The sequence below is a fragment of the Natrononativus amylolyticus genome (assembly GCF_024362525.1).
Taxonomy (GTDB): Archaea; Halobacteriota; Halobacteria; order Halobacteriales; family Natrialbaceae; genus Natrononativus; species Natrononativus amylolyticus.
Genome location: NZ_CP101458.1, coordinates 305,034 through 327,855 on the forward strand (window position 1 = coordinate 305,034; position 22,822 = coordinate 327,855).

General features: G+C 66.9%; 21 protein-coding genes and 1 pseudogene. 11 read left to right on the forward strand and 11 right to left on the reverse strand.

Annotation, left to right across the window (positions count from 1 at the left end; translation table 11 throughout):
* Positions 1–234: 234 nt before the first annotated feature.
* The 6 genes from NMQ11_RS01475 to NMQ11_RS01500 all read right to left on the reverse strand — a co-directional run bounded on the left by NMQ11_RS01475 (position 235) and on the right by NMQ11_RS01500 (position 6,777).
* Positions 235–537: an Lrp/AsnC family transcriptional regulator gene (locus tag NMQ11_RS01475; protein ID WP_345781457.1), complete on the reverse strand. Its 303-nt coding sequence runs from the start codon at positions 535–537 to the stop codon at positions 235–237.
* 484 nt (positions 538–1,021) lie between these two features.
* Positions 1,022–1,435 carry a nuclear transport factor 2 family protein gene (locus NMQ11_RS01480; RefSeq protein ID WP_255169616.1) on the reverse strand — a complete coding sequence of 138 codons (414 nt, stop codon included), beginning with the start codon at positions 1,433–1,435 and terminating at the stop codon, positions 1,022–1,024.
* Between the two features lie 278 nt (positions 1,436–1,713).
* Complete coding sequence (locus NMQ11_RS01485) at positions 1,714–4,065, reverse strand: xanthine dehydrogenase family protein molybdopterin-binding subunit (RefSeq protein WP_255169617.1); 2,352 nt, start codon at positions 4,063–4,065, stop codon at positions 1,714–1,716.
* On the reverse strand, positions 4,062–4,976 hold the full coding sequence (locus tag NMQ11_RS01490) for an FAD binding domain-containing protein (RefSeq protein ID WP_255169618.1): 915 nt from the start codon (positions 4,974–4,976) through the stop codon (positions 4,062–4,064). Before NMQ11_RS01490 ends, NMQ11_RS01485 begins: the two co-directional genes overlap by 4 nt.
* Entirely contained in the window at positions 4,976–5,461 is a 486-nt protein-coding gene (locus NMQ11_RS01495) for a (2Fe-2S)-binding protein (RefSeq protein WP_345781465.1), read from the reverse strand. Before NMQ11_RS01495 ends, NMQ11_RS01490 begins: the two co-directional genes overlap by 1 nt.
* A gap of 137 nt (positions 5,462–5,598) precedes the next feature.
* On the reverse strand, positions 5,599–6,777 hold the full coding sequence (locus NMQ11_RS01500; protein ID WP_255169620.1) for an XdhC family protein: 1,179 nt from the start codon (positions 6,775–6,777) through the stop codon (positions 5,599–5,601).
* Between the two features lie 69 nt (positions 6,778–6,846).
* Between NMQ11_RS01500 and NMQ11_RS01505 the strand changes: the two genes are divergently transcribed.
* The 6 genes from NMQ11_RS01505 to NMQ11_RS01530 all read left to right on the forward strand — a co-directional run bounded on the left by NMQ11_RS01505 (position 6,847) and on the right by NMQ11_RS01530 (position 13,161).
* A complete protein-coding gene (locus NMQ11_RS01505) occupies positions 6,847–7,482 on the forward strand; it encodes a nucleotidyltransferase family protein (protein ID WP_255169621.1) in 636 nt (211 codons plus the stop codon).
* Between the two features lie 241 nt (positions 7,483–7,723).
* Positions 7,724–8,974 (forward strand): DsbA family protein, encoded by a 1,251-nt coding sequence (locus NMQ11_RS01510; protein ID WP_255169622.1) that lies wholly within the window; start codon positions 7,724–7,726, stop codon positions 8,972–8,974.
* 98 nt (positions 8,975–9,072) lie between these two features.
* The gene (locus tag NMQ11_RS01515) at positions 9,073–9,672 is read left to right on the forward strand and encodes a hypothetical protein (RefSeq protein ID WP_255169623.1); all 600 of its coding nucleotides are present in this window, start codon (positions 9,073–9,075) and stop codon (positions 9,670–9,672) included.
* Positions 9,673–9,776: 104 nt separating this feature from the next.
* Positions 9,777–10,625, forward strand: a complete 849-nt coding sequence (locus NMQ11_RS01520) for a DsbA family protein (protein ID WP_255169624.1) — start codon at positions 9,777–9,779, stop codon at positions 10,623–10,625.
* A 110-nt stretch (positions 10,626–10,735) separates the two neighbouring features.
* Positions 10,736–11,308 (forward strand): HalX domain-containing protein, encoded by a 573-nt coding sequence (locus tag NMQ11_RS01525; protein WP_255169625.1) that lies wholly within the window; start codon positions 10,736–10,738, stop codon positions 11,306–11,308.
* A 215-nt stretch (positions 11,309–11,523) separates the two neighbouring features.
* Entirely contained in the window at positions 11,524–13,161 is a 1,638-nt protein-coding gene (locus tag NMQ11_RS01530; RefSeq protein WP_255169626.1) for an alkaline phosphatase family protein, read from the forward strand.
* A 236-nt stretch (positions 13,162–13,397) separates the two neighbouring features.
* Here NMQ11_RS01530 and NMQ11_RS20160 read toward each other — a convergent pair.
* The 3 genes and pseudogenes from NMQ11_RS20160 to NMQ11_RS01540 form a co-directional block, all read right to left on the reverse strand.
* Positions 13,398–13,682: pseudogene (locus tag NMQ11_RS20160) on the reverse strand (hypothetical protein); the annotation flags it as partial.
* A 57-nt stretch (positions 13,683–13,739) separates the two neighbouring features.
* Complete coding sequence (locus NMQ11_RS01535; RefSeq protein ID WP_255169627.1) at positions 13,740–14,894, reverse strand: acyl-CoA dehydrogenase family protein; 1,155 nt, start codon at positions 14,892–14,894, stop codon at positions 13,740–13,742.
* Positions 14,895–14,954: 60 nt separating this feature from the next.
* Complete coding sequence (locus NMQ11_RS01540; protein WP_255169628.1) at positions 14,955–15,356, reverse strand: universal stress protein; 402 nt, start codon at positions 15,354–15,356, stop codon at positions 14,955–14,957.
* 177 nt (positions 15,357–15,533) lie between these two features.
* Between NMQ11_RS01540 and NMQ11_RS01545 the strand changes: the two genes are divergently transcribed.
* The 5 genes from NMQ11_RS01545 to NMQ11_RS01565 all read left to right on the forward strand — a co-directional run bounded on the left by NMQ11_RS01545 (position 15,534) and on the right by NMQ11_RS01565 (position 21,698).
* The gene (locus NMQ11_RS01545) at positions 15,534–16,808 is read left to right on the forward strand and encodes an ABC transporter substrate-binding protein (protein WP_425607696.1); all 1,275 of its coding nucleotides are present in this window, start codon (positions 15,534–15,536) and stop codon (positions 16,806–16,808) included.
* Between the two features lie 20 nt (positions 16,809–16,828).
* A complete protein-coding gene (locus NMQ11_RS01550; RefSeq protein WP_255169629.1) occupies positions 16,829–18,781 on the forward strand; it encodes an ABC transporter permease in 1,953 nt (650 codons plus the stop codon).
* Positions 18,781–19,602 carry an ABC transporter ATP-binding protein gene (locus tag NMQ11_RS01555; RefSeq protein WP_255169630.1) on the forward strand — a complete coding sequence of 274 codons (822 nt, stop codon included), beginning with the start codon at positions 18,781–18,783 and terminating at the stop codon, positions 19,600–19,602. Before NMQ11_RS01550 ends, NMQ11_RS01555 begins: the two co-directional genes overlap by 1 nt.
* Entirely contained in the window at positions 19,599–20,345 is a 747-nt protein-coding gene (locus NMQ11_RS01560) for an ABC transporter ATP-binding protein (protein WP_255169631.1), read from the forward strand. Before NMQ11_RS01555 ends, NMQ11_RS01560 begins: the two co-directional genes overlap by 4 nt.
* A 111-nt stretch (positions 20,346–20,456) precedes the next feature.
* Positions 20,457–21,698 (forward strand): J domain-containing protein, encoded by a 1,242-nt coding sequence (locus NMQ11_RS01565; RefSeq protein ID WP_255169632.1) that lies wholly within the window; start codon positions 20,457–20,459, stop codon positions 21,696–21,698.
* Here NMQ11_RS01565 and NMQ11_RS01570 read toward each other — a convergent pair.
* Together NMQ11_RS01570 and NMQ11_RS01575 are read right to left on the reverse strand one after the other, a co-directional pair.
* A complete protein-coding gene (locus NMQ11_RS01570) occupies positions 21,695–22,327 on the reverse strand; it encodes a uracil-DNA glycosylase family protein (RefSeq protein WP_255169633.1) in 633 nt (210 codons plus the stop codon). The two genes, NMQ11_RS01565 and NMQ11_RS01570, sit on opposite strands and share 4 nt — an antisense overlap.
* 54 nt (positions 22,328–22,381) lie before the next feature.
* Positions 22,382–22,786: a CopG family ribbon-helix-helix protein gene (locus NMQ11_RS01575; RefSeq protein ID WP_255169634.1), complete on the reverse strand. Its 405-nt coding sequence runs from the start codon at positions 22,784–22,786 to the stop codon at positions 22,382–22,384.
* Between the last annotated feature and the right edge of the window lie 36 nt (positions 22,787–22,822).

Genomic DNA, 22,822 nt, shown 5'->3' on the forward strand with positions numbered 1-22,822 from the left:
ACGGGAGCGGCCAGCGGGCACGCGCTGGCCGCACAATCGCGATCGGGAGTGCAATGACGTTCAACGACTACTGTAACTCAGTGAACTGGAAATGGGTGAACGGCTGCATCTGTCGTCGTTTCATGAGTTCGGAACTCTCAATCTCGAGCTCCAGTTCGTGGATTGCATCCGAAATACGGGAGATATCGGTCGTATCCGTTGCAGTGACCTCGACGTGGATGTTTCGTCGTCCCGTCACCATCTCACGGAGATCAACCACCCCTGGATGTTCATGACCTTGTCAGCTAATTCCGACCGTCTAGTTGCGGGGGCGGTACAGACGAAGAGCACGCATAAGGGGAGGTTCGCCGCCTCGTAATCGAGTTTTGGATGATACCCTCGGATGACGCCGTCGGATTCGAGTTGGTCGATTCGATTGCGAACGGTGCTGGGTGAGACACCGACCGTCTCGCCGATCTCTTGTGCGGTTGTGTTCCGAGCTTCCCGTTGCAGCATATATAGAACGCCTTTGTCGATCTCGTCCAGTTCTCGGCCCATCGCCCCCCTACGGTGCTACGAGCGATGTACCTCGGGTTCTACCGGTTCGACGCCGGCCAGCCATACAGTCCTATCGCCGCTAACTAATTCACCCGGATAATCACAGTAAGGTTATACCTGACTAGCTCGAACGCTCATGTGGCACGGAGTTTAGTAGGGTCCCAACCGCTTATTCTCCGTGCCACCGCTGCACAACCACCTTGACGGCTATCCGACTCGAAAACGACTTCTCAGTGGCTCCTCTGTACCGAAGACAAAGACTGACGAGTCCGGTGTGAGCGGCTGTGCTGCGCGAACAGCCTGATTGATCTCCGCTTTATTAGAGCACGTTCTTCGTGAACCTTATGGCGCACGGCTTCTCGAATGAGAACGTCACGCGCTGCTACACACCGTTTTGTCGGGCGGCGACTCGTTGATTTCCCCAGTTCGACCTACCAACTCGTCTGCAAGTCCGATCCGGTGTAATCGGGATGCCGTCGATCGGTTAGCCGTCTTCGTCCCCTGCGTAGATTTCTTCCCACGTCACGTCTTCAGATCGCTGCACGGGTTCGAGGTAAATCCGTCCCCAGTCGATCTGCTCGCCAGAGATACCCTTGATGACAACGCCACGAACGTCTAGTTCGTCGCCGTTGGTTTGCGTGCCGTGCATCCGCATCTCGATCCAGGCCGTATCGTCGTCGATCGTCGTTCGCGGAAACTCGACCGCCAGATCAGGAGTCGTCTCGAACATTTGTATCCAGTTCTTTCGAACCTGCGGTCGTCCAGTAAACGATCGGTCGGGATGGGCCGGCGTTTCGCTCCGGTACTCCTCGTGGAAACACGAAAGCAGTGCCTCGAGATCGTGGTCGTTCATCGCCTGCCGAAACCGATCCGCGACACGTCTGGTATGTTGTGACACATCGGCCTCAACCACCACTGGGCTGATAAACCCGGAGCGATGAGCAGCGAACGGGTTAGATTAACCAAACTGAACGCGATCGAACTCCCTCACTGCGGAGCTATTGTCCGAACCCATGGTGTTCAGTTCGCAGGTTCTCTTTCGGGTATCTCTCCGTTAGATGGGTGAAATCAAGCCAACCGTTGTGCTGCACTAATACCTCTATTCAACACGCCCGCACTGTCAGATTATGAGGGTTTCAGCGGGCCGAGATGGTCAGAACGCTCGAGCCGGAACGGCTACTCCGTCGACGGCTCGCCGTGAATCGCCCGCCAGAGCCGCTCGTCGGTGAGCGGCATGTCGACGTGGTCGACGCTGACCGGCTCGAGCGCATCCACGACCGCATTCACCAGCGCCGGCGGCGCCGCGATCGTCCCCGCTTCGCCGATTCCTTTCACGCCGAGCGGATTCCGCGGGCTCGGCGTCACCGTCGCGTCGGTTTCGATCTCGGGAAGATCCTCGGCCCGCGGAACCGCGTACGTCTCGAGCGAATCCGTCAACAGTGTCCCGTCGTCGTCGTAGACCGCTTCCTCGTACCGGGCCTGGCCGAGCCCCTGGGCGACGCCCCCGTGGACCTGCCCCTCGACGATCGTGGGATTGATCCGCTCGCCGCAGTCGTCGACGGCGACGTAGCGCTCGATCTCGAGTTCCCCCGTTCTGGAGTCGATCGAGACGACCGCGACGTGGGTGCCGAACGTGTAGGCAGTCCCGTCGGGCTCGTAGAACGTCGTCGCCTCAAGGCCCGGCTCGACGCCGTCGGGTAGCCCGCGGCCGTAGGCCGCGCTCGCGACGTCGGCAAAGGGGATGGTGCGCTCGGCGTCGCCCTCGAGCCGGAACTCCCCGCTCTCGTAGGCGAGTTCGTCGGGATTGGCCTCGAGCTCGTGCGCCGCAACCCGTCTGGCCTTCTCGAGCACCATCTCGGCGCTCTCGACCACCGCGTTGCCGCCGGTGATCGTGCTCCGACTACCGAACGTGCCGGTTCCCTTCGGCACGCGGTCGGTGTCGCCCTCGTGGACGTCGATCTCCGCCATCGGGAGCTCGAGGACGTCGGCGACGAGCTGGGCGTAGGTCGTCCCGTGGCCCTGGCCGTGGGAGTGTGTGCCCGCGGAGACGGTGACGCCGCCGTCGGGGTGGACCCGAACGACGCCGCTCTCGAAGCCGCCGCCAGTCGACTCGACGTAGTTCGCGACGCCGACGCCGCGCAGCGTTTGGGGGAGTTCGTCGTCCCGTCCCTCGCGCTCCGCGTCGATCTCCGCCCGCAGGTCGTCGTAGCTAACGGCGTCGAGGGCCGCCTCGAGCGCCCGCGCGTAATCGCCGCTGTCGTACTCCGAACCGACGGGCGTCTCGTGGGGGAACGCGTCGGACGGGAGCTGGTTTCGCCGGCGAAGTTCGACGGGGTCGATTCCGAGTTCCCGCGCCGCGACGTCGACCAGCCGTTCCGTGACGTAGATCGCCTCCGGCCGCCCCGCGCCGCGGTAGGAGTGAACCGGCGCGGTGTTCGTGAAGACGGCGCGGGTCTCGCAGTGGATCGCCGGAATCTCGTACTGACTCGAGAGCAGGCGGCCGTACCAGCCGGGCATCGCCGGCCCGCCACCGAGGCCGTAGCCACCGACGCCGGCGTGGGTTTCGACGCGCAGCCCCCGAAGACTTCCGTCGTCGTCGACCGCGAGCTCGCCGCGGGTGACGTGATCGCGGCCGTGGGCGCCCTCGAGATAGTTTCCGGAACGGGTGGCGACCCACTTGACGGGCCGCTCGAGCTCGCGGGCGGCCCAGGCGGCCATCGCCTCGCCGGGGTGGTGGTGACCCTTGTGGCCGAAGCCGCCGCCGACGCGCGGCGCGATCACCCGCAGCTCGCGCTCGGGAACGCCGAGGGTGTGCGAGAGGTCCCTGCGGTGGCCGTGGGGCGACTGGCTCGTCATCTCGACGGTGAACCGTCTCTCCGCGGGGTCGTAGCTCGCGAGCGCCGCCCGCGGCTCGATCGCCGAGGAGATCAGCCGATTGTTGACGAGTTCGATATCGACGACGCGGTCCGCCGCCTCGAACGCCCGGTCGGTCTCTCCGCGGTCGCCGAGTTCCGCCGTGAGCGCGACGTTGTCCGGCGCTTCCTCGAAGATCGTGGGCGCGCCGTCGTCGGTCGCCCCGACGGGATCGACGACGGCCTCGAGCGGTTCGTACTCGATCTCGACCGCCTCAGCGGCGTCCCGTGCGATGTAGCGGTCCTCGGCGACCACCGCGGCGATCGGCTGGCCCTGATACCGAACCCGGTCGCGCGCGAGTACCGGATGCCCCGGCGGCTCGCAGTCGAGCGCCGACGACGAGATCGAGAGCACGCAGGGGCTCTCCGAGGCCTCGAGGTCCGCCCAGGTGTAGGCGCCGAGAACGCCCTCGAGTTCCGCTGCCGCCTCGGTGTCGATCCCCTCGATCCGGGCGTGGCCGTGGTCGCTGCGCACGAACACCAGGTGGACGGTACCGGGTCGATCGAGGTCGTCCGTATACTCGGCGCGACCCGTGAGCAGCGCCTCGTCCTCGCGGCGTGCGACCGGCTCACCGGCGGTTTTTCTGACTCGGTCGCCGCTGTCGCCGTCTGTCATCGCGGCTCACCCCCGTTCCCGCTTGCGTCTATCCGCTTTGCCGCCCGCTCGAGCGCCCGCTCGACGTATACCGGTACCAGCCCCGCCCGGTACTCACCGGAGACGTGGAGGTCCGAACGGAGTTCGTCGGGCTCGATCCCGACGGCGGCACGCTCGGCGGCGGCCGCGACCGTCGCCGACTCGAGGGGCTCGCCCGCGAGTGCGTCCTCGACGGACTCGAGCCGGATCGCGCGGTCGGTGACGCCGGTCGCCGCGAGTCGCGCCTCGCGAACGCTCTCGCCCTCGCACTCGAGGACGACCGCGACGCCGAGGCTGGCCCACCCCGAGGCGGGATGGGTCTTCCGAACGTACGCGCCCGCCGTGCGGTCGGCATCCGAAGCTGGGGCGGCGGGCAGGCGCACTCGAGTCAGCACCTCCCCGGTTTCGAGCGCCGTCTCCCGCTCCCCGCGGAAGAACTCGTCGGCGCGGATCTCGCGCTCGCCACCCGAACCGTGTGCCACGATCGTCGCGTTCGCGGCGAGGACTGCGGCCGGAAGATCGGCCGCGGGTTCGGCCTGCGCGAGGTTTCCCCCGAGCGTGCCGCGATTTCGCACTTGCAGGTCGCCGACTTCGGCCAGCGCGTCGGTGAGAACCGGGTGGCGTTCGGCCAGCTCCGACGCCTCGAGCAGGTCGGCGTACGTGGTGAGCGCGCCGACGATCGTTTCGTTTGGCTCCGTCGTCACCCCCTCGAGGTCGTCGATCCCGCCGAGGTCGACGAGCACGTCGGCGGTCGTCCGGTCGGTTTTCAGCGCCGGAATCAGGCTGTGGCCACCCGCGAGCAGCCGCGGGTCGCGGTCGGCGTGTTCCGCGAGCAGCGATCGGGCCTCCTCGAGGCTCGTCGCGCGGTGGTAGTCGAACCGTGGCGGGTACATCAGCGGTCCTCCTCGGCCCGGCTCGCGGCCGTCTCGACGGCGTCGACGACGTTCTGGTAGCCGGTGCACCGACAGCGGTTGCCCTTCAGTCCCGCGCGAATCTCGTCTCTGGTGGGAGCGGAGTCGTCCGCGAGCAGCTGGGCGGTCGTCATCACCATTCCGGGGGTGCAGTAGCCACACTGCAGGCCGTGTTCGGCGTGAAAGCTCTCCTGGATCGGATGGAGGGCGTCCTCGGGACCGCCCTCGAGTCCCTCGACCGTCGTGATCTCGGCGCCGTCGGCCTGCACCGCGAGGAGCGCGCAGGATTTGACCGCGTCGCCGTCGACGTGGACCGTACACGCCCCGCAGGCGCTCGTCTCGCAGCCGACCTTCGGCCCCGTGTAGCCGAGTTCGTCCCGGAGCGCGTGAATCAGCAGCGTTCGTGACTCGACGGTGAGCCGTTCGTCCGTCCCGTTGACCGTGAGTGTGATGTCGTGCTCGCCCATGACTGGTCCGGCGGGGCCGACCTCGAGTCCCGCGACGTCGGTCGGGTCACCGACTCGAGCGGCCCCGCGCGTTCGTGGTGGCACACAGCCGCCAGCCACATGAGCGTTCGGTAGCCGGCAGCCTCGAGCGGGCGACCTCAGCCGGACAGGTCGTCCGGCCTCGGCCGGTCGTGAATCGGCCCGCCGCGGTCGCGCAGGTGGCCCGGCCGCCGGTCGCGCGAAACAGCGAGGAGTTCGGCGACGACGCTCTGGGCGATCCCCGCGGGCGTCCCCAGCCCCAGGTCGAGCCCGATCGGCGCGTAGATGCGCTCGAGGTCGCCTTCGCTCACCGGGCGGCCGTCGGCCGCGAGCTCCGCGCGCAGTTCCTCGAAGCGTTTTCGCGGCCCCATGATCCCGACGTAGGGGGCGGGGGAATCGAGCAGCGTCTCGAGGACGAGCCGGTCGTCGACGAAGTTGTGGGTCATCACGACGGCGTGGGTCCGCTCGTCGATCGCCACGGCGTCCTGGAGATCCCGCGGCGACGTCGTCACGGTCCGATCCGCCCCGGGGAACCGCCCCTCGAGGTCGACGGCACCCCGGAACCCGACGACGACGACCCGGAAGTCCGCACGCGAGGCGAGGTCGACGACCGGCGCGACGTCGGGGCCGCTTCCGAACACCAGACACGTCGGCGGCGCGGGGATGGCCTCGACGAACACGTCGAGTCGCCGTCCCCCGACGGAGAGTTCGACCACGCCGGAGCGACCTTCGCTCGTCATCTCGCCCGCCGGTCCGGAGACGGCAGCCGTCGGCCAGCCCGTCGCTGTCACGTCAGTTCCGGGCGTTTCGAACAGTCCCTCGTCCGGCAGGTAGTAGGCCCTGTCTCCGCGCTCGAGCGGTCCCTCGGCGGCGAGCACCGTACAGACGGCCACGTCCCGGCGGGTTCGAACCGGCTCGACGGCCCGCCGGTAGTGCGCCTCGAGGGGCTCGAGGAGGACGGTGACGACGCCGTTGCAGCCGAGACCGAGCCCCCAGACGCCGTCTTCGGCGGTGAGATCGTAGGTTTCGATGCGAGGGGCGCCGGTCGCCCGCACGCGCGCCGTCGCCCGGCGGAGGTCGTCCTCGAGACAGCCAGCCGTGATCGCGCCGATCCCGTCGCCGCCGGCTTCGAACAGCGCCTTCGCGCCGGGGCGTCGGTAGGCGGCGCCCTCGACGGCGACGACGGTTGCGACGACGTCGGGTGGCCCCGTGGCGTCGGCCGCGTCGGCCGAGTCGAGCCGGTCGCCGATCCGCTCGAGCAGCGCCGTCTCCGGGAGTGGGTGGTTGTCGTGGGACATCGTGTCGTCGTGCCGTGTCTCGGCGATCTTCGATGTACCCTTGTGGCTGGCCCCACTAAGAGGATCCGAATGCAGCCGTCCCGGCAGCTTCCCGTCGTCGCGTTCGACGCCCCTCGAAACGACGACCCTCGAGAGACGACGGTCGCCGCGGTGGTGCTCGCCGGCGGCACCAGTTCGCGCTTCGGCGCCGAGAACAAGTTGCTCGCCGAGGTCGACGGCGACCCCCTCGTTCGACGCGCCGTCCGATCGGTGCTCGCAGCGAGCGTCGACTCGGTGGTCGTCGCTCTCGACTACGACGCCGACGCGGTGCGGAGCGCGCTCGCCGATCTGCCGGTTACGACGGCGGAGAACGACCGCGAGGCGACCGAACAGTCCGCCTCGCTCGGGACGGGCGTCGCCGCCGCTCGCAGCGGCGCTCCCGACGCGCTCGTGGTCGCCCTCGGGGACATGCCGTTCGTCTCGCCGGAAACGATCGACGCGCTCGCCGCAGCTCACGCGGCGGGCGTCGGCGATGCGCTCGCGGCGGCCCACCGGGGCCTCAGAGGGAACCCGGTGCTGTTCGACCGGCGCTACTTTGACGCCCTCGAGTCCCTCGAGGGCGACCACGGCGCCAGGCGGCTCCTGCTCGAGGGCGACTCGAGCGCGCTCGTCGCTGTCCCCGATCCCGGTGTGCTGTCGGACGTAGACCACCCGACGGACCTCTAGATCGACCGCGGCGTCGGACCGACTGATCGGCTCCGGTCTGCTTCCCGTCCGCCCCGGTGGTCGAATCCCTTGAATATAAAATTGATGATATGACTAATCGCTATCTCTACGTGTACTTTCCAGAGATCCGCCATTGGAGCGCCTACTGCGGGACCTTGTCCGTTATAGATAGTACGTACACATGTATATATTCGGGGAGTAAGCACTGTATTTATAACTCTGGGGACGGTGAAAATCGACGATGGCCGACGACCGACCCGACGCCCCAGAGCGGGCCGGGTCACGACTGGACCTCCGTTCTACGAGACGCGGATTTCTCGCCGTAACGACCGCAACGATGGCGGTTACTGCCGGGTGTGGAGACGACGGCCCCGGTGGTGGTGACGCGAACGTCGCGGAACCCGAGCGACGCGACGAAAACGACTCCGACGACGAGTCCGACGCGACGAACGAGAGTACCGAGGAGACGGAGGAGTTGACGGATGACGCGGGAGACGAGTCGGCCACCGAGTCCGACGACGCGGCCGGCGAGAGTGACGAACGGGCGTCCGATGACGGGGACGACGAATCGCCTACGGAGGGCGACGAGTCGGCGGGCGATGGAGGCGACTCCGACGACGCCGAGTCGGACCACGAGGGAGACGACGACGGGAGCGGCGACGACGAAGATGGCGGCGACGGATCGTCGGACGGTGACGCCGACGATGACGCTGACGACGGTAACGCAGACGACGGCGACGCTGACGACGGTGACGCCGACGATGATGACGCCGACGAAGACGAGCCCGGAACGGATGACGCGTCGGAAGACGACGGCGAAGACGAGGGGGATCGCGAGAGCGAAGACGATGGGAACGCCGACACGGACGAGGAGGGTGAGGATGAAAGTGGTGACGAGGAGAGCGAAGATGACGAAGACGACGAACCGCCGTTCGAGCATCCCTCCGCCACGAACATGGACCACTCACCGATTCTCGGGCCTGACCCGGAAGACGCCCCGGCGACGATACTCATGTACGACGACCCGTCGTGTCCGGCCTGTGCGTACTTCGAGGCGGAGATCTTCCCCGACCTCGAGCCGTACGTCGACGCGGGCGACCTCTCGGTCGTCTGGCGCGGTATTCCGGTGATCGAAGACTGGGCGGAGGGCGCACTGCAGGCGATGTGGGCGACCTACGAGCGCGACGTCGACGCCTTCTGGGCGCTTCGGGACCACCTCTTTGCGATCCAGGACTCGATCGCCAGCGGCGAGGAGGCCATCGACGAGGCCGTCTCGTACCTCGAGGCCGAAACCGCCGTCGACGCCGACGGCGTTCGAGCCGACGCCGAGGGGGGTCGGTTCACCGACCGTCTCGCGAACGACGAGGACGCCGCGGCTCGCGCGGGCCTCGACGCGACGCCGTACTTCTTCCTCTTTCGGGACGGCGAGTTCCGCACGGAGATCCGCGGGGCACAGGACGCCCGCGTCTTTACGAGCACACTCGAGCTGTGACGTACACATGACACGAACGAACACGACGGACGCCGAATCGACTGCAACCGACGCCGAAACCGACGAGGCGGGATCGACGCTCCGCCGGGGGGTAACGAATGCGTCGCTATAGCGGCTGGTTTCCGACCCGCCGGGACGACGTCCGCCTGGTCGGCTGGACCCTTCGTCGCGTCTTTTCGGGGCCGCTGTACGCGGCGATTGCGATCCTGGCCGCGTTCAGTTCGCTGCTGGTCATCGTCGTCGCCCAGAACCTCGCGCTGGTCCGCGACCTCGTGATATTCGGCCCGCTACCGCTCGAGAACCGGCTCGAGATCCTCCTCTACCTGTTCCCGTTCGTCGGAACCGGAATAGAACCCACGGCGGGGGTCGGCATGGTTGCGACGAGCGCCCTCGTCGGCGTCAACGTCGCGATTCTCGCCTACCACGTGAACGAACACGGCCTCTCGCTCGCTCACGGCTCCGGGAGCGTCACGGGCGTCGTTCTCGGAACGATGGGGGCCGGCTGTGCGGCCTGCGGTGCGGCCGTCGCGAGCGCCATCCTCGGCCTCGTGGGTGCGGGCGGTCTGATCGCACTCCTCCCGTTCGGCGGCCTCGAGTTCGTGCTGGCGGCTGTCGTCTTCGTTCCCCTTTCGACGTTCTGGCTCGTCAAGGGAATCCACTACGGCGAGGCGGAGGCGTGTCCGATCGAACTCTCCTGACCGATCTGGAGGGGGATTAATAGACTATTACCATATAATTTCTTCACTAGTATTTTGAACTAAAATCGCGCCGCTTATATCGGTGGGCTCGATTCGATGCGGTGATGGACGACCGCACGCCCGGCGAACGGGCCGGAAGGACCCGAGCCGTACACAGACGCAGCGTTCTCGCAGCTGGCGTTGCAACGGTTGCAGCGCTCGCCGGCTGTGCGGACGAGGGTCCGGCCGACGAGGGCGACTCGAACGCAGCCGATCCCGCAGACGACGAGGCACAAGGCGCCGACGACGAAACGCAGAACGCCGACGAGCCGAGCGACGGCGGTGACGACGAGGATAAAACCGGTGAGGAGGGCGACCCCGGCAACGAGGACGAGTCAACGGACGAAGACTCGGCGCTCGAGCATCCATCCGCCAGGAACATGGACCACTCGCCGGTTCTCGGACCCGACCTCGAGGAGGGGGCGACGATACTCATGTACGACGACCCGTCGTGTCCGGCCTGTGCGTACTTCGAGGCGGAGATCTTCCCCGACCTCGAGTCGTACGTCGACGCGGGCGACCTCTCGGTCGTCTGGCGCGGCGTCCCGGTGATCGAAGAGTGGTCCGACGCGTCGCTTCAGGCGCTGTGGGCGACCTACGAGCGCGACGTCGACGCCTTCTGGGCGCTCCGGGACCACCTCTTTGCGATCCAGGACTCGATCGCCAGCGGCGAGGAGGCCATCGACGAGGCCGTCTCGTACCTCGAGGCCGAAACCGCCGTCGACGCCGCCGACGTCCGCTCGGAGGCGGAGAGCGGCGAGTACAGCACGCGCATCAACCGGGACACCGACGCCGCGGCTCGCGCGGGCCTCGACGCGACGCCGTACTTCTTCCTCTTTCGGGACGGCGAGTTCCGCACGGAGATCCGCGGCGCGGAGGACGCTCGCGTCTTTACGAACGCGCTCGAGCTCTGAGGTGCGCCGAGAGCCACCAACGTATCCGATCGTCTGACTTTCTTCGCGAGTTTTATCACTCACTGGCACTATCTGGTGGCTGGAATGGTAGCCGAGAGGAGGAATTTCCCGTGAGTGAACCGTCCGACGTCCTCGTCGTCGACGACGAGAACCGACTCGCAGACCTGTTCGCTGCGTGGCTGTCCTCGGAGTGGACCGTCACCACCGCCTACGACGGCGAAGAGGCCCTCGAGGAGATCACCGACACCGTGCAGGTCGTCCTGCTCGACCGGCGGATGCCGGGGCTTTCAGGCGACGAGGTCCTTCGATCGATTCGAGCGGACGGATACGACTGTCGCGTCGTCATGGTCACCGCCGTCGACCCGGATTTCGACATCATCGAGATGGGATTCGACGATTATCTTGTCAAACCGATCGCGAAACAGGAACTCCTCGAGACCGTCGAGCACGTCGTGGCTCGCGGCGAGTACGAGCGTGCCGTCCAGCGGTACTACGCGCTCGTCTCGAAGAAGGGGCTCCTCGAGTCCGAAAAGTCCGACCGCGAACTCGCCGAGAACGAAGAGTACCGGGAACTGTGCGCGCGAGTCGACGAACTCGAAGCCCAGGTCGACGACCGCCTCTCGGAACTCTCCTCTCACGCGGAGTTCGTCGCCGCGTTCGAAGACCTCCGGTCGCGGAACTGACCGTCGAACTCCGGTTCGCTCTTATCACCCCCTTAACCCGGCTAATGCAGGCCCGGTCGAAACCGTCGTGGGCCTTACCCAGCGAATAAGGATATGTGAACGGACGCATTCTTTGAGCAAATGACGGAACCGTACATCGTGACGACAGATGGGACTGGGGCAGTTCGTCTGCGGGTCGGCTCGGGATCGCCTCTCGACCCGGGGGGTGTGTCTCGATGACGGCCGACGACTACGAACTCGACACGCTGATCATCGGGATCGACGCCGGCTGTCTGAACGTCTTCGAGCCGCTGTCCGATGACGGCGTGATCCCCACGATCTCTGCGCTCTGTGAGGACGGCGTCGCCGCCCCGCTCGAGTCCCAGATCCCCCCGTGGACGCCGAGCGCGTGGCCGTCGATCTACACCGGCGTCAACCCCGGTAAACACGGCGCCTGCGGCTTCGTCGACTTCGACGGCTACGACTGGTCGGTCGTCTCGGCCGACGCCGTCCAGGAGCGGTCGATGTGGTCGCTGCTCGACGAACAGGGGCTCTCGAGCGTCGTCGTCAACGTTCCGGTAACGCATCCGCCGGAAGAGATCGACGGCGCCATCGTCCCCGGGTTCATCGGCCCGGAGAACCCGACCTGTTACCCGGAGGGAACCCTCGAGGAACTGCGCGAGCAACTCGGCGAGTACCGGGTCTACCCGAGTTACACGCGAGGCGACGACTCGCTGTCGGACGACGACAAGATCACCGAGTACTGTAACCTCGTTCGAATGCGCGGCGCGGCGTTCTCGTATCTCGTCGACAAACACCGCCCCGACTTCGGGTTCGTCCAGTTTCAGAAGACCGACACCGTCTTCCACGAGTTCGAGGGCAACTGGGACCACGTCACGCGGGTCTACGAGGAGACCGACGACCAGATCGCGAAGATCCTCGAGCGCACCAACCCGAAGCGGGTGTTCATCGTCAGCGACCACGGGATCGGCGAGTACGGCGACTACGAGTTCCGGACCAACGAGTACCTCCGCGAACACGGCTTCGTCGAACTCACCAACAGCGGGAAGGGGATGCCCTCCTGGAACCCCATCCGCAACGACCTCCGGGAGGGGAAAGACGTCGACTCCTGGGAGCCGAGCAGAACCGAACGGCTGGCCGCCGGCGCCGCTCGCTTCGGGCTGACCGCCTCTCGCGTCCGGCGCGGCCTCGAGAAGGTGGGCCTCGCCGAACTCGTGATCCGGTACGCCCCGGAGAACGTCACGCGGACGGCGAACAAGCAGGTCGACTTCGAGAACTCGCTCGCGTACATGCGCTCGCGGACCGAACTCGGCGTCCGGATCAACCTCGAAGGGAGAGAGCCGAACGGAAAGGTCCCCCGGGCGGAGTACGACGACGTTCGGGCGGAGCTCATCGAGTGTCTCCGTGCCGCCGAGTTACCGACCGGCGAGCCGGTGTTCGACGAGGTCGCCCCGCGCGAGAAGTACTTCGAGGGACCGTTCACCGAGAAGGCGATCGACATCGTCACGATCCCGAACGACTTCAACGTCTTCCTCTCGAACCGGCTGCTCGACGGCTTCTTCGGGCCGCCGACGGAGCCCTGGAACCACAAGATGCAGGGCGTCTTCGTCGCCAGCGGCGAGGGGATCGATACGGCCGCCGACCTCACCGGCGCGACGCTGTTCGACGTCGCCCCGACCGTGTTCTCCGCGCTCGGCGTGAAGTACAGCGACCGAATGGACGGCCGCGTGCTCCCGGTCGTCGACGACGTCGGGGCGAAGGGGTACCGCGAGTACGACGAGGCGAACGACGAGGTTTCGACGCCCGAAGACGCCGTCGAGGACCGCCTCGCCGATCTCGGATACCTCGACTGAGACGGACCGCCGCACACAGTTCCGCCACGGCCGTGAACCACCCTGCGGTTGGACCGACAGGTCGCTGTAACACACGGAACAACCGGCCGGCAGTTACCGACCGGAGCCGTCGCCTTCCAGCAGTTCGACCCGGTGATTTCGAAGCGTGCGCCGCCGTTTACCGCCGTCTCCGTGTCGATCGACCAGCCGTGAGCTTCGAGCGTCTCGTCGACGTCGATCCCGCCCTGGCGGAACGCCTCGAGAATCGTCGAAACCGCGTTCTCGCTGGCGAGGTACAGGCAGCGTTCGCCGCGCTCGAGCCCGGCCCGGACGAACGTCGCCGCCGTCTCAGGTTGGACGTCGCGCGACTCGTAGATCGACGCGAGGGGACGCCGGGAGGCGGGACCGGACCAGGGACCGCGAGCGGGGTCGGACGACCGCGGATCGAACGCCGATCGGAGGCCGAACACCTCGCTCGTGTGCGTTCGCTCACTCGTTCGTCCGGACGAGTACGTACGACGAGTTAGCCACGAAGTGATCACCAGTCCGAACGCAACTCCCCAATCACGGTTGCTTACATGGTCGCGTCGTTTATAAACTCAGTTCGGCGTCTGTCGATAGATGAGGTTCCGCTGGACCTCGTTTACCCCCTCGTAGATGACCGGAATCCGCACGTCGCGGTACACTCGAGCGATTCGTCGATCGTCGAGGATCGAGCGGCCGCCGTGGAACTGCATCGCCCGTTCGGCGACGCTGGTCGCCGTCTCCGTCGCGTTGGTCTTCGTCATCGCCGCCCAGTAGCCGGCGTTTTCGCCCGCATCGACCTTCTCGCAGGCGCGCCAGGCCAGCGCTCGAGCGCTCTCGAACTCGGTGAGCATGTCGGCCAGTCCGTGCTGGACGGCCTGGAACTCGTTTACGGTGCGGCCGAACTCCTCGCGCTCGTGGGTGAACGCCCAGGCCTCCTCGATGGCGGCCGCCGCGAGGCCGAGGCCGTGGCCCGAGACGACGATCCGGCCGTGGTTGAAGAACTCGGCGAGCAGCATGAAGCCGGCGCCCTCGTGGCCGATCAGGTTCGCCGCGGGGATCCGGCAGTCGTCGAAAGTGATGTGGGCCTGTTTCGACGCTCGCATCGCCATCTTCTCCGGGATGTGCTCGGCCTCGTAGCCGTCCGTATCGGTCGGGACGATGAACATCGAGTGGTTCCCGTAGCGGTTGTCCTCGTCGTCCCCGGTCCGGGCGTAGACGGTCACCCAGTCGGCCTCGACGCCGTTGCCGATCCAGTACTTTTCGCCGTTGAGGACGTACTCGTCGCCGTCTTCGTCCGCGCGAGTCTGCATCCCCGCGAGGTCGCTCCCCGTCTCGGGCTCCGAAACCGCGAGCCCGGAGAGCTGTTCTCCCTCCGCCACCGGCCGGACGTACTCCTCGCACTGCTCGTCGGAGCCGTACTCGTAGGTGATCTCACAGCCGAAGCTCGCGAGCTGGAGCGTGAGCGCGATGCCGGCGTCGGCCCGGTAGAATTCCTCGGTGATCGCGAGCAGTTGCGCGAGGTCGAACCCCCGCCCGCCCCACTCCTCCGGAACGTCCTGGGCGACGAGGCCCGCCTCCCGCCCCGCCTCGAGTATCTCGCGGGGGTACTCCCCCGAGCGGAAGTGCGCCTCCGCGTTCGGCTCGATGTGTTCGGTCGCGAACTCGCGGGCTTCGGCTTTCACCGCCCGGGCGTGCTCCGGGACGATGCTCTCTTCGAGCAGGTCCATACGCCACCGACACGGCCGACGACCATATACCCGCGGGAGCTGACAGCGGTATTACGCGTTCTACTCGGCGGACTCGACGGGCGCGGTCAGCACCGGCCTGTCGGCGCTCAGGATCACCGACTGGGTGACGCTGCCGAACAGCACCTTGCCCGTCGGTGTTCGCTTTCGCCCGCAGAGACAGATGAGGTCCGCCTCGAGTTCGCGTGCGGTTTCGAGGATGATCGTCGCGGGGTCGCCGCTGGACTCGCGGAGGGTGTAGTCGACGCCCGCCTCGTCGAGGGCGTCCGCCGCCCGGCGAACGGCTCGTACCTGCGTGACCGAGGCGCCCTCCGGGTTGCTCTCGAAGACGTGGAGCAGGACGACCCTGACCTCGTCGTCGGCTCCGGGGAGCGACGCGACCGCCTCCGCCTGTGCGACCGCACGGCGCTCGTCGGTGTCGGCTGCAACGATGACCGTGTACATACGCAATCATTCACTGGAGTGTACAAAAAAGAATGCGTACACCGACCGATGGCGAACCCAATCACCGATGACGGTTACCGGAAACTGCCAGCCGACGGCGGGTTCGCGGCGGCACCACACTAAAAACCCGCGTATAGGCGGGAGAAGGTTTATCGAGTGAAATCCGAATATAAGTGTGTGACTCATACTAGCAATTCTCACAGGGGGCGGCGGCCGTTTCTCGCGGCCGTCGGCGCCGCCGGGTTGACCAGTCTGGCGGGGTGCGTGACCGACGTCGACGACGGGGACGACGGGAACGGAAACGGCAACGGCGAGGAGTTCGACACCGTTCGCTGGGGGGCGCTCGAGCCGCTGAGCGGGCCGTTCTCCGACCTGGGCGAAGAACAGCTTCAGGGCGTCGAACTGGCGGTCGAACAGATCAACGAGAGCGACGAGTACGACTTCGAGATCGAACTCGAGAGCTACGACACCCAGTCCGAGTCCTCCGACGCACAGCGGGCGGCCTCCGAGGCGGTCGAGGACTTCGGCGCCCAGTACCTCGTGGGCTGTATCTCGAGTTCGGTCGCGCTGTCGATCAACGACTTCGCCCAGAACAACGAGGTGATCTACGCGCCGGGTGCGGCGGACGTCAGTATCACCGGGAGCAACTGCAACGAGTACGTCTTCCGGTTCGAGACGAGCACGGCGCCCATCGCCGAGGTGATGACGCAGTGGACCGTAGAGGAGCTGGGCGATCAAATCTTCTATCACATCGCCGACTACGCCTACGGCGAGTCGGTGCTCGAGGAGGTCGACTCCCGGATGGCCGAACTGAGCGACTCCTACGAAGAGGTCGACGTAACCCGCTCGGAGTTCGGCTCGACGGACTTCGAGACGTTCATCAGCCAGATCGCGAGCGCTGCGGACGAGGCGGACGCCGCCGTCATCGGAATGACCGGCGCCGACCTGGCGATCTTCCTCCAGCAGGCGGGTCGGCAGGGGCTCCAGGAGGAGATTCCGATCGTCACGACGACCGCCTCGTTCGTCCCCGTCCGCGCACCGGCCGGTGAGGACGCCTACGGCGTCTACAGCGGCGTTCGGTACGTCCCGGACGTCGATACGGGCGACAACCAGGCGTTCGTCGAGGCCTACCGCGAGGCGTACGACGACGACCCGGACAACTTCTCGCGCGTCGGCTACGAGTCGGTCCGCATGATCTCCCGGGGCATCCAGGCCGCCGGGACGCGAGATCCGACCGAGCTCAAGGACTTCCTGCCGGAGCACGAACTCGAGACGATATACGGAACGACGTACTTCCGCGACTGTGACCACCAGTCGCTGAACCCGGTCTGGATGGGAGAGCTCGTCGAACCGGACGACGACGACCAGGAGATGGCAGACATCGAACTGCTCGCGGAGCTCTCCGGCGAGGAGGCGATCCAGGACTGCGACGAAACCGGCTGCGAGCTGTAAGACGTGGTGTTTCAACGCACATGGTAGGCGATTTCTTCACGCAGCTACTGAACGGGCTCACGATCGGCTTCGTCTACGTTCTGCTGGCGTCGGGGCTCTCCGTCATCTTCGGCGTCATGAACGTCATCAACTTCGCCCACGGCGAACTGTTCGCCCTGGGGGCGTACTTCGCGCTGGCGATCATCGTCCCGATCGGCGGCGGACCGGGGTTCGTCGCCGCGCTCCTCATCGCGCCGCTGCTCGTCGGCGTCCTCGGCGTCGCGATCGAGCGCTACACGGTCAGACCGCTGTACGGGCGGAACCCGCTCTATCACATCCTCCTGACGTTCGGGCTGGTGCTGGTGATCAACGACCTGATCTACATCGTCTGGGGCTCCGGCTCGCAGTACTTCCCGCTCCCCGGTATCTTCGCGGGAACGGTGACCGTCTTCGGGTTCAGCTACGCCGTCTACAACTACTTCATGATCGTCTTCGCGGCCCTCCTCGCCGTCGGCGTCTGGGCGCTGCTCGAGTACACCCGGTTCGGGCTCATCGTCCGTGCGGGCGCCCAGGACCGCGAGATGGTCCGCAACCTCGGCATCGACATCGACCGCTACTACTCGCTGGTGTTCGGCCTGGGCGCCGCGCTCGCGGCCGTCGCCGGCATCATCCTCGGCGGCTACCAGACCGTCAACCCCGACATGGGGATGAACATCATCATCCCGGCGTTCGTCATCGTCGTCATCGGCGGCCTCGGTAGCTTCAAGGGCGCCGTCGTCGCCGGCCTGTTCGTCGGCGTCGTCCAGACGATGCTGCGGTGGCAGGTGCCGATACTCGAGGGGCTGGTCGTCTTTCTGATCATGATCGGCATCCTCCTCGTGCGCCCGCAGGGACTGTTCGGCTCCGAGGCGCCGGAGGACGAGTCTCACGGCGACCTGATCGCAGGCTCCGGAGCGGCGGTGTTCGATCCCGAAACCCGATTCCGACTGGGTGCGGTCGTCGTCGCGCTCCTCGCGCTCGTTCCCCTCGGCGCGGGGACGCTGTACTCGACGTTCATCGTCACGCTCACGATCGAGATCCTCATCTGGGCGCTGTTCGCGCTGAGCCTGGACTTCGTGATGGGGTATACGGGACTCGTTTCGCTGGGTCACGCCCTGTTCTACGGCACCGGTGCCTACGCGGTGATGATCGTCCTGCTCAACGTGACGGAGTCGGCGTTCGTCGCCATCGGCGCGGCCGTCGCGGTCAGCGCGCTGTTCGCCTGGATCGTCGGCTACCTCTCGATCCGGGTCCACGGCGTCTACTTCGCGATGATCACCCTCGGGTTCGCCGAACTGTTCTACAACCTCCTCTACAAGTTCCGGATAACGGGCGGCAGCGACGGGCTGTTCGGGGCGAACGCCCTCTACGGGTTCAACGGCGTGGGCGTCCGCCTCGACGACATCGCGATCGGCGTCGGCCCGGTCGCGCTCACCGGTAACCGGCTGTACTTCTACATCGTCCTCGCGGTCGTCATCGGCGCGCTGTTGGTGACCCGGCGGATGATGAACGCCCCCTTCGGCAGCGTGCTCGTCTCGATCCGCGAGAACGAGCAGCGCTCGACGTTCCTCGGCTACGACGTGACGACGTACAAGCGCCGTGCGTTCGTCATCAGCGGCGCGCTCGCGGGGCTCGCCGGCGGGCTGTTCACGCTGAACTGGGGCTACGTCGACCCCTCGTTCGCCTACTGGCTGCGCTCGGGCGAGGTGATCGTCATGGTGATCCTCGGCGGGATGGGGACGCTGTACGGGCCGATGATCGGCGCGGGCGTCTTCTTCGGCCTCGAGCACCTCATCTCCGGGTTCACGACCCGGTGGCGGCTCCCGCTGGGCGTGCTGTTCGTCCTCTTCGTGCTCTTCTTGCCCCGCGGGTTCGTCTCGCTGCCGAGCAAGTACCGGTCGTTCGTCGGCCGCGGCGGCGCCGACCGTGACGCCGCAGAGGGAGGTGCCCGGTGATGAGCCGCCAGCCGTCCCAGGCCACCGACACCGGGTCGAACGCGGCGCAGACGAGCGCCGACGGTGAACTCATCCTCTCGACGCGCGGGTTGACGAAGCGATTCGGGCAGTTCGCCGCGGTCGACGACGTCGACCTCGACGTCCGCCGCGGCGAGTTCCGCAGCATCATCGGCCCCAACGGCGCGGGCAAGACCACGCTGTTCAACCTGCTGTCGGGGGCGCTGCCGGCGACCGAGGGCTCCGTCGAGTTCAACGGCGAGGACGTCACCTCGCTGTCGCCCGCAGAGCGAGTTCGGCGGGGGGTCGGCCGCTCGTTCCAGATCTCGAACGTCTTCGGCGGGCTCACCGTCCGCGAGAACGTCCGTCTGGCCGCCCAGGCGGTCCACGACGACTACGGCTTCCTCGAGTCGCTGTTCACCCCGACCGACCGCTTCGGGACGATGAACGACCGGACCGACCGGGTCCTCGAGCAGATCCAGCTCGAGTCGGTCGCGGACGTGAAAGCCGACGCGCTGGCGTACGGCGACCGGCGCCGTCTCGAGATCGGCGTCGTCCTCGCGACCGATCCCGAGATCGTGCTGTTCGACGAGCCGACCGCCGGGATGAGCGTCGAGGAGACCCGGGCGACGATCGATCTCATCGAGGAGGTGCTCGAGGAACAGACGCTGTTGCTGATCGAACACGACATCGAACTCGTCATGACGCTCTCCGACCGAATCACCGTACTGAACCGCGGCGAGATCCTCGCGGAGGGGCCGCCCGACGCGATCGCAGCGAACGAAACCGTCCAGGAGGCGTACCTCGGAGGGATGGTCGAATGAGCGACGATACCGCCGGGTCGGCGACTCCCGACCCCCTGCTCGTTCTCGAGGACGTCGACGCCGGCTACGGCGAAACGCAGGTGCTTCGCGAGCTGTCGATGTCGGTCGGCCGCGGTGAGATCGTCTCGCTCATCGGTCGCAACGGCGCCGGGAAGACGACGACCCTGCGCTCGATCGTCGGCACGATCGCCCCGACGGCTGGAACGATCAGCTACGACGGGACGGACGTCACGGGCTGGTCGTCGACGAAGACCGCACAGCTCGGCATCTCACTGGTTCCCGAAGAGCGCCGGATCTTCCCCGAGCTGACGGTCCGGGAGAACCTTCGGCTGGCCTCCTACGGCGGCAGCGACGACAACGACGGCATCACCGTCGAGGAGGCTCTCGGGATGTTCGAGAACCTCGAGGAGCGCCAGGACAACGACGGCTCCGCGCTCTCGGGCGGCGAACAGCAGATGCTCGCTATCGCCCGCGCCCTGGTCGGCGGCGCCGACTGCATCCTGCTCGACGAGCCGACCGAGGGGCTCGCGCCGTTCATCGTTCAGGACGTCGTCGACATCGTCCGCGAACTCAACGAGCGCGGTATCACCGTCCTGCTCGTCGAACAGAACGTCCACGTCGCCCTCGACCTCGCGGACCGCCACTACGTGCTCAACCAGGGCGAGATCGTCTATCACGGGACGAGCGCGGATCTCGAAGAGGATCAGGACGTGCTCGACCGGTACCTCGGGGTCACCGCCTGAGCCGCGCTCGACCGGTCGTTTCTCGAGATATTCAACGCTGATAAATAGACCATCGAAATTATAACTCCGTGCGCCCAAACCGCTGGCAACGACGCCCTCCCCCGGATAGCCATGACAGAGGACCTGGATTTCTACGACCTGCTCGACATTCCGACGGACGCCTCCCAGGACGACGTCAAGCAGGCGTTTCGCGAACAGGTCCGGGTCTACCACCCCGACCTGAACGACGACGAGCGCGCTCGAGCGCAGTTTACCGCCCTCAAAAAGGCGTACGACATTCTCGGCGACCCCGTCGAACGGCAGGCGTACGACCGCCTCGGTCACGCCGAGTACGTCGCCAAGCGGACCTCCGGACTTCCCTCCCCCGACGTCTGGAAGTCCGCCGCCGACAGCAGCGACGACCAGTCCTCGGAACCGACCGCCACCGACGACTCGTCGGCCTCCCGCTCGCGGGCGACGGCCTCGGCGACCGCGTCGGGGTCAGCCACCGCCTCGCAGGCGGCCTCGAGCGCCGGGCACTCGACGCGAACCGGCCACTCGACGCGAGGCGCGAGTGCGGGCGGTAACGCGAACGGCGACCGGACTGGGCACGCCCGGACCCGCCGGACGTCGGCGGAGGCAACGACTGAAGGGGCGGGCGCGACTCGCGAGCGACCGGCCGACGGCGACGGCGAGTCGCGAACCGCCGTCGGCCGCTGGTGGCACCGCCGAAACTTCGCGTGGCCGTTGATCTGGCTCTCGATTCTGACGTACGTCGCCGGACTCGCTCACTTCGCCCTCGAGAACGCGGGCCCGCTCGAGGAACTGCGTGCGGCGCTCGCGGCTGCGGGAACCGACCCGGCCGCCCTGTGGGCGGTGCTCTCGAGCGCGGGGACCGGCCTCGAGTCCGTGTTCGACTTCCTCGCGGGCGTCGAACTCGTCGCGCCGCCGCTCCCCGCGCTCGAGTGGTACGGCGTACTCGCCGGAATCGTCGCCCTCCCCGCACTCGGCCTGCTCGCGGCCCGGGTCGGCTGGCGGGAGGACACCTGGGGGCCCGTCTCGATCGACGAGACGATCGTCTTCGCGGCCGCACTCGGCGTCGCGACGACGCTGCTCGCCGGACCGCTGCTCGCGGGTGCCGTGCTCATGCCGCTGCTGTTCGGCGTCGTCGTCCACCGCACGCGCCAGCTTCCCGGCTGGGCGCCGTCGTACGGCTACGTCTGTGCGGTCGCCGTTCCTCTGTTGGCTCTCGCGGCGGGAGCCGCCGGCTACGCGTCGCTGCCGACGGATCTGCTCGCATTCGTCCTCGTCCCGCTGACGGGTGCGTTCGGTCTGCCGCTGCGGGTCGGCGTGCGCAAACGGTTCGGCCGCTAGCCGACGAGCGTCGCCACGCCCTTCGTCTGTCTGTAATCGGCGGCGAGGATCGCCTCGAGGCGGTCGTGGATCGCCTCGCGGTCGCCCTCCTCCCACTCGCTCGGTTCGCGGATCGGAACGACCATGAACCCGCGTCCGCGGATCTCGAGGGCGTGCAGCGCCGCCATGTCGAGGTCGAAGCGGTGGCGCTGGGTCGTGTACTCCTCGAGGACGTGGTCGGTCGCCCGCTCGCCGACAGGCAGCAGGATGTGGGCGTTGATCGCGCGCAACTCGGCGTCGAAGTAGCGCTCGAGCTCGGCGTACTCCTCGGGGGTCGGCTCCCGACTCTGGGGAAGGGAGCACATGTGGAGATAGCTGCAAAAGAGGTTCGAGAGCACCGGCTGATCCTCGGGGCCGCTGGCGAAACCGACGTCGCGGGCGAGTTCCTGAATCGCCTCGCCGCTTTCGGTTTCGGTGAACGGAACGCCGGTCGTCTCACCGCCGTGGACGCCCGGATGGTCGCCGATGACGTGGAAGTCGGCGTTCGCGTCGCCGTAGCCGAAGACGGCGGGCACGCTGTCGGGGTCGTTTCGTTCGAACGGAGGGCGCATGCCGAACGGGTTGCTCGAGCGGTCGGTAACGTTCTTCACGCTGGGTCAGAGGGGGTCTATCCCAATAATCGCCTCGGTCCGTTCCGACCGCGGTCACTCGCCTCGAGGTCGGTCGGCCTGTAACAGCGTCACCGTCACCCGGCCGACCGCGTCGAAGTCCTTCAGCCGGTAGACCAGCCGTCGGACACGCTCGGCGGAGCCGTGACAGAACACCGTCTCGAGACACCACTCGCCGTGGTGGACGTGACAGGTCGTGTCGATCTCCGCCTGGAACTCGTGCTGGACGGTGTGGAGTTCCTCGATGATCTCGTCGTGGACGTAGTCGAAGACGACCGTCGCCACGACGGTGCCGGTCGCGGCCTCGAGGCGGTTGTGCGACTCGACGTACTCCTGGATCGCCTCGCGGAGCGCCCGCGAGCGGGAATCGAGTCCCTCTGACTGCCAGACGGCGTCGAACTCCGCGAGCATCTCCTCGGGAACGTTGAGGCTCGTTCGCATGGCCCCGCATTCGGGTGGGAGCGGAAAAGCTCCCGC

What these genes read in the sequence shown, in the direction of transcription:
- NMQ11_RS01500 (WP_255169620.1), bottom strand. Translation starts at nt 6,777, where the DNA reads ATGTCCCACGACAACCACCCACTCCCGGAGACGGCGCTGCTCGAGCGG.
- NMQ11_RS01490 (WP_255169618.1), bottom strand. Translation starts at nt 4,976, where the DNA reads ATGTACCCGCCACGGTTCGACTACCACCGCGCGACGAGCCTCGAGGAG.
- NMQ11_RS01495 (WP_345781465.1), bottom strand. Translation starts at nt 5,461, where the DNA reads ATGGGCGAGCACGACATCACACTCACGGTCAACGGGACGGACGAACGG.
- NMQ11_RS01565 (WP_255169632.1), top strand. Translation starts at nt 20,457, where the DNA reads ATGACAGAGGACCTGGATTTCTACGACCTGCTCGACATTCCGACGGAC.
- NMQ11_RS01555 (WP_255169630.1), top strand. Translation starts at nt 18,781, where the DNA reads ATGAGCCGCCAGCCGTCCCAGGCCACCGACACCGGGTCGAACGCGGCG.
- NMQ11_RS01540 (WP_255169628.1), bottom strand. Translation starts at nt 15,356, where the DNA reads ATGTACACGGTCATCGTTGCAGCCGACACCGACGAGCGCCGTGCGGTC.
- NMQ11_RS01475 (WP_345781457.1), bottom strand. Translation starts at nt 537, where the DNA reads ATGGGCCGAGAACTGGACGAGATCGACAAAGGCGTTCTATATATGCTG.
- NMQ11_RS01485 (WP_255169617.1), bottom strand. Translation starts at nt 4,065, where the DNA reads ATGACAGACGGCGACAGCGGCGACCGAGTCAGAAAAACCGCCGGTGAG.
- NMQ11_RS01535 (WP_255169627.1), bottom strand. Translation starts at nt 14,894, where the DNA reads ATGGACCTGCTCGAAGAGAGCATCGTCCCGGAGCACGCCCGGGCGGTG.
- NMQ11_RS01550 (WP_255169629.1), top strand. Translation starts at nt 16,829, where the DNA reads ATGGTAGGCGATTTCTTCACGCAGCTACTGAACGGGCTCACGATCGGC.
- NMQ11_RS01510 (WP_255169622.1), top strand. Translation starts at nt 7,724, where the DNA reads ATGGCCGACGACCGACCCGACGCCCCAGAGCGGGCCGGGTCACGACTG.
- NMQ11_RS01515 (WP_255169623.1), top strand. Translation starts at nt 9,073, where the DNA reads ATGCGTCGCTATAGCGGCTGGTTTCCGACCCGCCGGGACGACGTCCGC.
- NMQ11_RS01530 (WP_255169626.1), top strand. Translation starts at nt 11,524, where the DNA reads ATGACGGCCGACGACTACGAACTCGACACGCTGATCATCGGGATCGAC.
- NMQ11_RS01505 (WP_255169621.1), top strand. Translation starts at nt 6,847, where the DNA reads ATGCAGCCGTCCCGGCAGCTTCCCGTCGTCGCGTTCGACGCCCCTCGA.
- NMQ11_RS01575 (WP_255169634.1), bottom strand. Translation starts at nt 22,786, where the DNA reads ATGCGAACGAGCCTCAACGTTCCCGAGGAGATGCTCGCGGAGTTCGAC.
- NMQ11_RS01520 (WP_255169624.1), top strand. Translation starts at nt 9,777, where the DNA reads ATGGACGACCGCACGCCCGGCGAACGGGCCGGAAGGACCCGAGCCGTA.
- NMQ11_RS01560 (WP_255169631.1), top strand. Translation starts at nt 19,599, where the DNA reads ATGAGCGACGATACCGCCGGGTCGGCGACTCCCGACCCCCTGCTCGTT.